This window comes from Actinoallomurus acaciae, assembly GCF_042429965.1.
Lineage (GTDB): Bacteria > Actinomycetota > Actinomycetes > Streptosporangiales > Streptosporangiaceae > Actinoallomurus > Actinoallomurus acaciae.
In genome coordinates this window covers 1-12,027 of record NZ_JBHLZP010000245.1, presented here as the reverse complement: position 1 = coordinate 12,027, position 12,027 = coordinate 1, and the positions used below count along the sequence as shown (strand labels likewise).

The following is a 12,027-nucleotide window of genomic DNA, read 5'->3' as shown; positions in this document are numbered from 1 at the left end:
GGTGTGCGGGTCGCGATGGCCAGGGCCGGGGCGCCCGCCAGCTCCAGACGCGCCTCGTCCGGTGGCATGCGAAGGCCGCGGAACGGGCCGTGCTCGGGCGTGCGCAGCGGCGTGACCGGTCCGGCCATCCGCCATCCCGAGGAGGCCGGGTCGGCGTCGGTGAGGTCGTCCGGCGCGGACGCCGGCTCCTTCCACGCCTCGGCCACGGTCAGCACCGCGAGCGGCGCGCCCTCGGGATCGGTCAGGATCAGGCGGTCTTCCTTCACCAGGTCCTCGGGGACGGTCAGCGTCACCGGCACCGGCCAGGGCGTGCCGTCGGACAGCCGCCCGGCCGCCGCGACGGTCGCGGCGTCGACCGCGCCCAGGAATCCGGTGAGCGGCCGGAACGCGCCGTTCAGCAGGAGCTCGAGGTCGGCCAGCTCGGCCGGACCCGGCGTGAGAGTCGGCAGATCGCGCAGCTCGCCGGTTTCGGTGGTCAACGCGGACTCCGATCGTGTCTAGACCCCTGACCATTGCACTGTACGCGCTGCACAGGACACCTCAGATGATGCGGGCGAAGCGGTTTTCCGGTTTGCGGATCACGATGGTGACCTCGCTGTGGGCCGCGGTCAGGCGGCCGCGGCCGAGCAGCGCCACGACGCGCAACGCGATGCCCGTCAGGCGCCCGAAGCCGGTCACGGTGTCGCGCGAGGTCAGCTCCTCGGCGATGACCAGCCCGCGCATCATGCAGTACCAGCGCATGCCCTCCAGCGAGGCGACCCGGTCGTACACGGCCGGCGGCGGCTGGTCGTGGTGCCACAGCAGGTGCCGCAGCCAGTGCGGCAGCCGCCGGTCGAGGTAGCCGAAGGCGCCGTTGCGGTCGCGGAACCGCACGACCATCAGCCCGCCCGGCTTCAGCGCGGCGACGAAGCGGTCGAGCACCAGCTCCGCGTGCGAGATCCGCTCGATCAGGTGTGACGCGCGGACCACGTCGTACACGCGTGGCGGCATCGGGACGGTGCGCAGGTCGCCCAGCTGGAAGCTGTCGAGGTCGCGCCGCGACTCCGTGTGCGCCCGCAGCGGTGGAAGATCGTCGTCCACGCCGGTGATGACGCACTCGTGGGCGGCGAGCTCGATCTCGCGCGCCCATCCGCAGCCGGCGTCGAGGATCGCGAGCCGCTGCATGGGCCTCTCAAGGGCATACTCCCGGACTCGTGCTGGGAACAGGCCACCGTCGTGAATCGGCGGTGTTCGCAGGTCGGTCACAACTCCGGAGAGTAGTCGCCCGCCTGCACCTCGTGCTCGCAATCGGCTTTGTCCGTGTGGTGCGTTTCGTCTTACCGCTCCTCCCAGGGGAGGCGCCACTGTGGTAACCGGGGGCGCGTAGGCTGGGAACCCCGGGGGTGCCACCGCCTTCGGGTGTTTCCCGCTGCGCGCCTTTTGTGAGCTCATGACCCTTTCCGGACTGCTCGACGTCACCTCGGCCGACCCCGCCCTCGCGGCGGCGGTCTCCGGCAGCGATCCGCGGCTCGACCTCGTCGCGCCGCCCGCGCTGCGGCCACTCCTCGGTGCCGCGTTCGCCCGCGAACCCGGCCGTACCGTCCTGATGGTCACCGCCACCGAGCGGGAGGCCGAGGACCTCACCGCCGCCCTGACGAGCCTGCTCGCCCCCGCGGACGTCGCGGCGTTCCCGGCGTGGGAGACGCTGCCGCACGAGCGGCTGTCACCGCGCTCGGACACGGTCGGCCAGCGTCTCGCCGTGCTGCGGCGGCTGGCGCACGGCGACCCGGACGACCCCGCGGCGGGTCCGCTGCGCGTCGTCGTCGCCCCGGTCCGCGCCGTGCTGCAACCGATCGTGTCCGGCCTGGGCGACCTGGAGCCCGTACGCCTGCGCGCCCAGGACGAGGTGGACCTCGACGACGTCGTGCGCCGCCTGGTCCAGGCCGGCTACGACCGGGTCGACCTGGTGGAGAAGCGCGGTGAGATCGCGGTGCGCGGCGGCATCCTCGACGTCTTCCCGCCCACCGAAGAACACCCGCTGCGGGTGGAGTTCTGGGGCGACCAGGTCGAGGAGATCCGTTATTTCAAGGCGGCCGACCAGCGCTCACTGGAGGTGGCGCAGGACGGCCTGTGGGCGCCGCCGTGCCGTGAGCTGCCGCTGACCGAGCCCGTGCGCGATCGCGCCAAGGACCTGGCCCGCGAGCACCCGGCGCTGGCCGACGTCCTCGACCAGATCGCCGACGGCGCGGCGGTCGAGGGCATGGAGGCGTTCGCGCCCGTGCTCGCCGACCACATGGAGCTGCTGCTCGACGTACTGCCGGACGGCTCCTGGGTGGTCGTCTGCGACCCCGAGCGCATCCGGACGCGGGCGGCGGAGCTGGTCAGCACCGGGCAGGAGTTCCTCGAGGCGTCCTGGGTCAACGCCGCCGCGGGCGGCGAGGCGCCGATCGACCTCGGCGAGGCGGCCTACCGCACGCTGGAGGAGGTGCGCGACCACGCCGCCGGGCTCGGCCTGCCGTGGCGGACCATCACCCCGTTCGTGAGCGGGGCGGGGATGGGCGGCGGAGCCGGGGACGACACGAGGACGACCCGGCGGGAGTACTCCGACGCCACCGGGGAGCTGACCGAGGTCACCGACGTGAGCGGCGAGCCCGACGCCGACGCACTGCGCGTCGGCGCACGCGCCGCCGACGCCTACCGCGGCGACACCCAGCGCGTGATCGCCGACGTGAAGGGCTGGATCCACGACGGCTGGCGCGTCGTGCTCGTCACCGAGGGCCATGGCCCGGCCGAGCGCCTCGCCGAGGTCGTGCGCGAGGAGGGCCTCGGCGCCAGGGTCGCCGACCTGGACGGCCCGCCGGAGCCCGCGCTCGTGAACGTCGCGTGCGGCCGCCTCGACCACGGCTTCGTCTGGGACGCGGTGCGCCTCGCGGTCCTCACCGAGACCGACCTGTCCGGGCAGAGGTCCTCCACCAAGGACATGCGGCGCATGCCGTCGCGCCGTCGCGGCGGCATCGACCCGCTGCGGCTCACCCCCGGCGACTACATCGTGCACGAGCAGCACGGCGTCGGCCGCTACGTCGAGATGGCGAGCCGTACGGTCCAGGGCGCCACCCGCGAGTACCTCATCATCGAGTACGCCAAGGGCGACCGGCTGTTCGTGCCGACCGACCAGCTCGAAGAGGTCACGCGGTACGTCGGCGGCGAGGCGCCCAGCCTGCACCGGCTCGGCGGCGCCGACTGGCAGAAGCAGAAGGGCCGCGCCCGCAAGGCGGTGCGCCAGATCGCGGGCGAGCTGATCCGGCTCTACTCCGCCCGGCAGGCCTCGCCGGGGCACGCGTTCGCGGCCGACACGCCGTGGCAGCGCGAGCTGGAGGACGCCTTCCCGTACGTCGAGACGCCCGACCAGCTCGGCGCCATCGACGAGGTCAAGTCCGACATGGAGAAGCCGGTGCCGATGGACCGGCTGATCTGCGGCGACGTCGGCTACGGCAAGACCGAGATCGCGGTGCGCGCGGCCTTCAAGGCGATCCAGGACGGCCGGCAGGTCGCGGTCCTGGTGCCGACGACGCTGCTGGTGCAACAGCACCTGTCGACGTTCGCCGAGCGGTTCGCGGCGTTCCCGGTGAACATCAAGCCGATCAGCCGGTTCCAGACCGCCGGGGAGGTCGCCGAGACGCTGCGCGGTCTCGTCGACGGCACCGTCGACCTGGTCATCGGCACGCACCGGCTGCTGTCGCCCGAGACCCGGTTCAAGGAGCTGGGCCTGGTCATCATCGACGAGGAGCAGCGGTTCGGCGTCGAGCACAAAGAACGCCTCAAGGAGATGCGCACCCAGGTCGACGTCCTGGCCATGTCGGCCACGCCGATCCCGCGCAGCCTGGAGATGGGGCTGTCCGGCATCCGGGAGATGTCGACGATCCTCACCCCGCCCGAGGAACGGCACCCGGTCCTGACGTTCGTCGGCCCCTACGACGACAAGCAGATCGCCGCCGCGATCCGCCGTGAGCTGCTCCGCGAGGGCCAGGTCTTCTTCGTCCACAACCGCGTGCGCTCGATCGACAAGGTGGCCGCGAACCTGTCCGCGCTCGTGCCCGAGGCCCGGGTCGGCGTCGCGCACGGCCAGATGAACGAGCACCAGCTCGAGAAGATCATGGTCGACTTCTGGGAGAAGGAGTACGACGTCCTGGTCGCCACGACGATCGTGGAGAGCGGGCTGGACATCCCGAACGCCAACACGCTGATCGTCGACCGGGCCGACATGTACGGCCTGTCGCAGCTCCACCAGCTGCGCGGCCGGGTCGGGCGCGGGCGCGAACGCGCGTACGCCTACTTCCTCTACCCGACCGAGGCGCCGCTCACCGAGACCGCGCACGAGCGGCTGGCCACGATCGCCCAGCACACCGAGATGGGCGCGGGCATGTTCGTGGCCATGAAGGACCTGGAGATCCGGGGTTCGGGCAACGTGCTCGGCGCCGAGCAGTCCGGCCACATCGCCGGCGTGGGCTTCGACCTGTACGTCCGGATGGTCGGCGAGGCCGTGCGCGAGCTGCGCGAGGACGGTCCGGCCGAGACGCCCGAGGTCAAGGTCGAGCTGCCGGTCGACGCGCACATCCCGCACGAGTACGTCCCGGGGGAGCGGCTGCGGCTGGAGGCGTACCGGCGCATCGCGGGCATTCAGGACGGTTCGGAGATCGAACCGGTCCGCGAGGAGCTCGTCGACCGCTTCGGCCCGCTGCCGGTGCCGGTGCTGAACCTCCTGGAGGTCGCGCGGTTCCGCGCCCTCGCGCGCAAGGCCGAGCTGACGGACGTCACCCTGCAGGGCAACCACATCCGGTTCTCGCCCGTGCGGCTGCCCGACTCGCGCCGGGTGCGGCTGCAACGCCTGTACCCCAAGAGCATCCTCAAGGCCGCGACCAATACGCTGCTGGTGCCGGCGCCCAAGACGGCTCCGCTGGGCGGCCGTCCGCTGCGCGATCAGGAGCTGCTGAAATGGGCCACCGATCTCGTCGAGGCGCTGTTGCTCCCCGAGCCGGTGGCGCGGTGAGATCGGTTCTCGAAGAGCCACGAACGAGAAGGACACTCGTGTTCCGTAAGTCGCTGAAGGCCGCCGTCTGCGCACTGGCCGCCGGTACCGCTCTGGCCGCGTGCGGCCCCGTACAGCCGGGTGCCGCCGCAATCATCGGCCACGACCGCATCACGGTCTCCAAGCTCGACTCCACCGTCGACCGGTGGAACAAGGAGCTGCCGAAGTACCCGCAGGCGCAGCAGGTGGTCCAGAACGCCCAGGCGCAGCCGGGAGGGAACCCCGGCAGCATCCAGCCGTTCGACCCGTCCTCGCCGCAGCGCAGCGCGCTCTTCCTGCTGATCGAGATGCGGGCGTGGAACGAGCTGGCACGCCAGCAGAAGATCTCCGTGAGCCAGGGCCAGGTGGACGCCTTCGTCGCCCAGGCCGGCGGCCGGGAGACCATCGAGACCGTGATCGTGGCGCAGGGCCTGCCGACGAGTTATGCCGATGACTTCGCCCGCACGGTGGTGCTCCAGCAGGCGATCGACGGCCGGTTCGGCGTCAACCCGAAGGGTGCCACCACCCCGCAGGAGCAGGTGGCCGGCCAGCGGCTCATGATCGCGCTCCTGGCCGCCGCGCACCGGCTCGGGATCACGGTGGACCCGCGCTATGGCACATTCGACGACAAGTCCATGCAGCTCGGCCCGGTCTGCCCACAGCTGTCCACCCCGGACAGCGGCACGCCCGACGGCCCGACCGGTGAATCGAAGTGCCAACTCTGATCTTCCTCGCGTCCTCGCCGCGCGTCGCGCCGGGGCAGCTGACCTGGCCGGCCTGGCACACGCTGCGTACGGCCGACCGGGTCCTGACCGGCTCGGCCGAGCACCCGCAACTGCCGTACCTGCGCGCGGCCGGGATCGAGGTCGAGGTGACCGATCCGGACGCCGCGGCGCTCGTGCGCGCGGCGTCCGACGGCGCGCTCGTGTGGCTGGCCGCCGAAGACGGCGACGAGGATGTGATGCGTGCGGTCGGCACGGCCCTCATCGGCATGGCCGACCCGCCCGAGATCGAGGTCGTGCACGGCGCGTACGACCTGCCGGGCGCGCGCTTCCTCGACCTGGTCACGGTGATGGCGACGCTGCGCCGCGAGTGCCCGTGGGACCGAGGGCAGACGCACGCCTCGCTCGCACCGTACCTGCTCGAGGAGGCGTACGAGGTCGTCGACACGATCGAGAGCGGTGACCTCGAGGCCCTCCGCGAGGAGCTCGGCGACGTGCTGATGCAGGTCGCCTTCCACGCGGAGGTGGCCGGCGACTTCACCGTCGACGACGTGGCCGAGGGCATCGTGGACAAGCTGGTCCGCCGCCATCCGCACGTGTTCGGCGACGTCACGGTCGCCGACGCCGACGAGGTCAACGCCAACTGGGACAAGATCAAGGCGGCCGAGCGCGGAGAGGACGCGTCGATCTTCCATGGCGTGCCGATGGGCCAGCCCGCGCTGTCGCTCGCGGACAAGCTGCAGCGGCGCGCCGCCAAGGCGGGCGCCCCGCAGGAGCTGTTCTCCGACGAGGGAACCGGCGCCGAGCTGTTCGCCCTGGTCAACCGGTTGCGTGCGGAGGGCCGCGACCCGGAGACCGAGCTTCGCGCCGCCGCGAGGCGCTTCCACGACCGCGTCCGCGACTGGGAGGACTCCGGCGACGCGTAGGACCCGCGCCGCCGTCCGGATTCGGGCGGCTCAGCGCTCGGGCAGCGTGGGGTGCGGCTCGGCGGGGACGATGCCGGCCATCGCGTTCGTGATGGCCCAGCGTTCGTGGTCCCGCCAGGCGCCGTCGATGAACAGCAGGTCGGGTGAGCGGCCCTCGCTGCGGAAGCCGGCCCGGCGGACCAGCCGGATCGAGGCGTGGTTCTCGGGCTGGACCTGGGCCTCCAGTCGGTGCAGCCGCAGCCGTCCGAAGGCGTGGTGCAGCACCAGATCGAGCCCTTCGGACATGTAGCCGCGGCCGGCCGACGGGGCGAACGCCGCGTAGCCGAGGGATCCGGACTGGAAGCGCCCGCGGATGATGCTGTTGATGTTGATCAAGCCGGCGATGGCCCCGGTGTCACGCCGGCAGACGAGCAGCGACTCCTCGTCCGGCCCCTTGTAGCGCTCGACGTAGGCGCGGAACACCGGGGGAGTGCCGGGCAGCGACATCCACGGCCGGTGCAGGTCCGTGCTGGCGGCCACCAGGGCGAGGAACTCGGGCTCGTCGTCGGCGTTGAGCGGGCGCAGGGTCACCCGGTGGTCCTTGTGGGGCATCCAGGCAGCGTATCGGCGCGAAGCACCAGGAACCCCTCAGAGCGCCTGTAGCCGACGAAACGCCGTTCAAGGTTTCCGGTTACCGCGCGTGTGGGGATGACCGCGGATTGTGGGGGTGAAAACGGGAGATACGCTCGCCAGGCTCCGCGATCTGGCGACCGTCGGCTTCATCGCGGGCATGCTGACGGCGGCGTTGCTGCTCCCGTACGCGCTGATGGGCGGGCTGAGCGTACGCGCGGCCGACCACGGGTTCCAGTCGCTGCCCGCCGACCTGGTGACGCCGGCGCTCCCGCAGAGCTCGGTGATCCTCGCGGCCGACGGCAGCAAACTCGCCACGTTCTACTACGAGAACCGGGTCGAGGTGCCGTTCGCCCAGGTCGCCCCGGTCATGCGCAAGGCGATCGTGGCGATCGAGGACAGCCGCTTCTACGAGCACGGCGCGCTCGACGTCAAGGGCACCCTGCGCGCGGTGATCGCCAACCTGCGGGCCGGCGAGGTCGTCGAGGGCGGGTCGACACTCAGCCAGCAGTACATCAAGAACGCCCTCGCCGAGATGGCCGACAACGCGCAGGAACGCCGGAGCGCGCTGGAGCCGACCGCCGGCCGCAAGCTGCGCGAGCTTCGCTACGCGGTCGGGCTGGAGAAGAGGTTCACCAAGGACCAGATTCTGGAGAAGTACCTCAACATCGCCTACTTCGGCGACGGCGCGTACGGGGTCGAGGCGGCGGCCCGGCACTACTTCGGCGTGCACGCGGCGGACCTCACGCTCGACCGGGCCGCGATGCTCGCCGGGATCGTGCGCTCGCCGACGACCTACAACCCCCACCTGCATCCCAAGCGCGGCCGGAAACGGCGCGATCTCGTGCTGAACCGCATGCTCCAGCTCAAGGTGATCACGCCGGCGGAGGCGGCGGCCGCCCGTGCCCAGCCGGTCCGGCTCAAGATCACCAAGACGCCGAACGGCTGCGTGACCAGTTCGGCGCCGTTCTTCTGCGACTACGTGCAGCGGGAGATCCTCGGCAACCCGGTCTTCGGCAAGAACCTGCGACAGCGCCGGGCGCTGCTGCAACGCGGCGGCCTGGAGATCCACACCACGCTCGAACCCAAGATGCAGAAGGCCGCCCAGCACGCCGTGGACCGGCACGTGCCGCCGAAGAACTCCTCGGGCAAGGCCGCCGCCGAGGTTCTCGTCCGGCCGGGCACGGGGGAGATCACCGCGATGGCGATCGACCGCAAACTCGGCGACAGCAGCAAGCGCGGCATGATGTGGGTGAACCTCGCGGCCGACGCCGACCACGGCTCCAGCCTCGGCATGCAGGCGGGCTCGACGTTCAAGGTGTTCACGCTGGCCGAGGCGCTCCGGCAGGACATGGCGTTCGGCGACAAGCTGTTCGCGCCCAAGGAGTTCGTGCCGACCGGCTTCCGCGACTGCGCCGGTCACCGGGTCGGCGACTCGACCGCGCTCGGCAACGCCGGTGACGGCGAGGGCGGCCACGACTTCACCCTCGTGACGGGCACCTGGCACTCGGTGAACACGTTCTTCCTCGAACTCGAACGCAAGGTCGGCCTGTGCGAGACGTACAAGATGGCCACCCGGCTCGGCATGCGCAAGGCCACCGGCGGCAAGCTCCAGCAGTACCCGTCCTTCACGCTCGGCTTCAACACCGTCTCGCCGGTGCGGCTGGCGGCGGCGTACGCGGCGTTCGGCGCGCGCGGCCGCTACTGCTCGCCGATCGCCATCACCGGCATCACCTCGCCGAAGGGGCCGGTGAAGGTCCCGAGCGCCGGGTGCCACCAGGCGATCGACAGTGACGTCGCGGACGCGGTCAACCACGTGCTCGGCGGAGTGCTGACCAAGGGCACCGCCAAGGGCAACGAGATCGGCCGCCCGGCGGCGGGCAAGACCGGCACGGTGGACAACTTCTCCTCGGCCTGGTTCGCCGGGTACACCCCCGACATGGCGAGCGCGGTGTGGGTCGGTGACCCACGTGGCGGCTACAAACACCCGCTGCGCGACGTATGCCTCGGCGAGGGCTGTTTCGCGCAGGTGTACGGCGCGGACGTCCCGGCGCCGATCTGGCGCGACACGATGACCGAGGCACTGCAGGGGGTGCCCGAGCACGGGTTCAGCGCACCCAGCGGCGGCTTCTTCCGCAAGGGGAGCGGCGAGGAGGAGGAAGACAAGGACAAAAAGGATAAAAAGGATAAGGATGACGCCAAGGGTGGCGACCAGCCGGGGCGCGATGACGAGTCGCCGTTCCTCAACTGGCTCCTCCAGGCCTTTCGACCGTAACCGGGTTTAGGGTCGGTTGCGGATCGCCCGACCAAAGTGCTGTTAAGCATGCTTTGAGGTGGCCTACTCCGGTTGATGGGAATTTTTGTTAGGCCAGCGAGATCTATGAAGACAACTTTCGACGTACTCTGTCCGGGTGTCGTCAGGGGTGGCCCCGCACCATCGAACCCTCCGCATCGTCTGCCGCCTCGCAGGCACGGGGGTGGTCGCCGGCGTGCTGGCGGCCCTAATCGCGTTTTCTACACTCGGCATGCTCGGTGTGAGCGCCCGTGACGGCGCGAACTGGTTTCAGTCCGTACCCGCCGACATCCGGACCCCACCGGTGCCGCAGCGATCGGTCATCCTCGCCGCGGACGGCTCGAAGATCGCCACCTTCTACTACGAGAACCGGGTCGACGTCCCGCTGAACAAGGTCGCGCCGGTCATGCGCAAGGCGATCCTGGCCATCGAGGACAACCGCTTCTACGAGCACGGCGGGCTCGACGTCAAGGGCACGCTCCGCGCCCTGGCCAGCAACGTCGTCGCCGGCCAGGTCACCCAGGGCGGCTCGGGCATCACCCAGCAGTACGTCAAGAACCTCCTGATCGAGACGGCGAGCAGCGCCGAGCAGCGTGACTCGGCCCGCGCCACCACCCCGGCGCGCAAGATGCGAGAGCTGCGCCTCGCGGTCGCGATGGAGAAGCGCTACACCAAGGACCAGATCCTGGAGCGGTACCTCAACATCGCCTACTTCGGCGACGGCGCGTACGGCGTCGAGGCCGCCTCCCGGCACTACTTCGGCCGGTCCGCCGCGTCGCTGACGCTGCCGCAGGCGGCTCTGCTCGCCGGCATCGTGCGCTACCCGTACGCCTACGACCCGACGGTGAACCCCAAGACGGCCGTCGAGCGCCGCGACACGGTGCTGGCGCGGATGGCGCAGCTCCACTGGGCGAGCAAGGCGGACGTGTCGGCCGCCGAGAGCGCGCCGCTGAACCTCGACGTCACGTCGACGCCGAACGGCTGCGTGGAGAGCTCGGCGCCCTTCTTCTGCGACTACGTCCAGCGGGAGATCCTCACCAATCCGATCTTCGGGTCCACCACCGACGCGCGGAAGCTGCTCCTGCAGCGCGGCGGCCTGACCATCCGCACCACCCTGGACCCGAAGATGCAGCGGGCCGCCCAGCGCGCGGTGGACCACTACGTGCCGCAGAAGAACTCCAGCCACAAGGCGTCCGCCGAGGTCCTGGTCCAGCCCGGCACCGGCGCGGTCAAGGCGATGGCCGTCGACCGCGCCCTCGGGCCGTCGGAGAAGGTCGGCAAGACCTGGGTCAACTTCGCCGCCGACGGCGACCACGGCACGAGCCTGGGCATGCAGGCGGGTTCGACGTTCAAGGTGTTCACGCTCGCCGCCGCCCTCGACCAGGGCATGGCGTTCGGCCACCGGCTGTACGCTCCCCAGCACTACGCGCCCACCGGCCTGCGCGACTGCGACGGCAAGTACGCCGGGTCGGACACGTCGCTGAGCAACGCCGCCGACGGCGAGGGCGGCCGCTCGTTCAGCCTGATCACGGGCACGTGGAACTCGGTCAACACCTTCTTCCTCAACCTGGAGAAGCAGGTCGGGCTCTGCGACACGGTGAAGATGGCCGAACGGCTCGGCATGCGCCGCGCCGACGGCAAGCCGCTCGAGCAGGTCGCCTCCTTCACCCTCGGCGCCAACACGGTCTCGCCGCTGCGGCTCGCGGCGGCGTACGCGGCGTTCGGCGCCCGCGGCCGCTACTGCGAGCCGATCGTGCTGTCCAAGATCACCGACTCGAACGGCCACGGGCTGAAGGTCCCGGACGCCAAGTGCCGCCAGGCCATCCGCAAGGGCGTCGCCGACGGCGTCAACCACGTACTGCGCGGCGTGCTCACGCAGGGCACCGCGGCCGGCATGGGCATCGGCCGCCCGGCGGCCGGCAAGACCGGCACGGTCGACGACTATTCCTCGGCCTGGTTCGCCGGCTACACGCCGGACCTGGCGAGCGCCGTCTGGGTCGGCGACCCGCGCGGAGGTTACGCTCACCCGCTGCGCAACGTGTGCCTGGCCGGACGCTGCTACGGCGAGGTGTTCGGCTCGGACATCCCGGCGCCGATCTGGCGGGAGACGATGCTGGGCGCGCTGAAGGGCGTGCCGGCGCACGACTTCCACAGCCCGCCGAGCGAGTACTACCGGGAGGGCTCGGGCGAGGACCTCGCCTCGGTGCCGAGCGTGGTCGGCCTGAGCGCCTCGGCGGCACGGGCGAGGCTGGCGGCGGCCGGCTTCGGCGTGGCGACGGGATCCAGCGTGTCGTCGGGGTACCCGCGGGGCACCGTGGCGAGCCAGAGCCCGGGCGGCGGCGCTCGCGTCGAACCGGGCACGACGGTCGTCATCCACGTCAGCCGGGGTGTGCCGAGCGTGCCGCATCCGCCGGGCAATCCGCCCGGCGGCCG

7 protein-coding genes and 1 pseudogene are annotated in these 12,027 nt (G+C 71.2%); 5 read left to right on the top strand and 3 right to left on the bottom strand.

Features of this window, described 5'->3' with window-relative positions; genetic code table 11:
- Together ACFFNX_RS28065 and ACFFNX_RS28060 are read right to left on the bottom strand one after the other, a co-directional pair.
- Positions 1–479, bottom strand: a pseudogene (locus tag ACFFNX_RS28065) (adenylyl-sulfate kinase); the annotation flags it as partial.
- 61 nt (positions 480–540) lie between these two features.
- On the bottom strand, positions 541–1,245 hold the full coding sequence (locus ACFFNX_RS28060) for a class I SAM-dependent methyltransferase (protein ID WP_378208546.1): 705 nt from the start codon (positions 1,243–1,245) through the stop codon (positions 541–543).
- Between the two features lie 184 nt (positions 1,246–1,429).
- Between ACFFNX_RS28060 and mfd the strand changes: the two genes are divergently transcribed.
- From mfd to ACFFNX_RS28045, 3 genes are read left to right on the top strand one after another with little or no spacing between them, the layout of a single operon-like run.
- Positions 1,430–5,026 carry a transcription-repair coupling factor gene (gene mfd, locus ACFFNX_RS28055; protein WP_378208544.1) on the top strand — a complete coding sequence of 1,199 codons (3,597 nt, stop codon included), beginning with the start codon at positions 1,430–1,432 and terminating at the stop codon, positions 5,024–5,026.
- A 38-nt stretch (positions 5,027–5,064) separates the two neighbouring features.
- Entirely contained in the window at positions 5,065–5,769 is a 705-nt protein-coding gene (locus tag ACFFNX_RS28050) for a hypothetical protein (RefSeq protein ID WP_378208542.1), read from the top strand.
- Positions 5,757–6,692, top strand: a complete 936-nt coding sequence (locus tag ACFFNX_RS28045; RefSeq protein WP_378208540.1) for a nucleoside triphosphate pyrophosphohydrolase — start codon at positions 5,757–5,759, stop codon at positions 6,690–6,692. Before ACFFNX_RS28050 ends, ACFFNX_RS28045 begins: the two co-directional genes overlap by 13 nt.
- Positions 6,693–6,722: 30 nt before the next feature.
- Here the strand turns inward: ACFFNX_RS28045 and ACFFNX_RS28040 are convergent, their stop codons facing one another.
- Complete coding sequence (locus tag ACFFNX_RS28040; RefSeq protein ID WP_378208538.1) at positions 6,723–7,283, bottom strand: GNAT family N-acetyltransferase; 561 nt, start codon at positions 7,281–7,283, stop codon at positions 6,723–6,725.
- Positions 7,284–7,398: 115 nt separating this feature from the next.
- Between ACFFNX_RS28040 and ACFFNX_RS28035 the strand changes: the two genes are divergently transcribed.
- On the top strand, positions 7,399–9,576 hold the full coding sequence (locus tag ACFFNX_RS28035; protein ID WP_378208536.1) for a transglycosylase domain-containing protein: 2,178 nt from the start codon (positions 7,399–7,401) through the stop codon (positions 9,574–9,576).
- A 250-nt stretch (positions 9,577–9,826) separates the two neighbouring features.
- A partial coding sequence (locus ACFFNX_RS28030) for a transglycosylase domain-containing protein (protein ID WP_378208534.1) occupies positions 9,827–12,027 on the top strand: 2,201 nt, incomplete at its 3' end.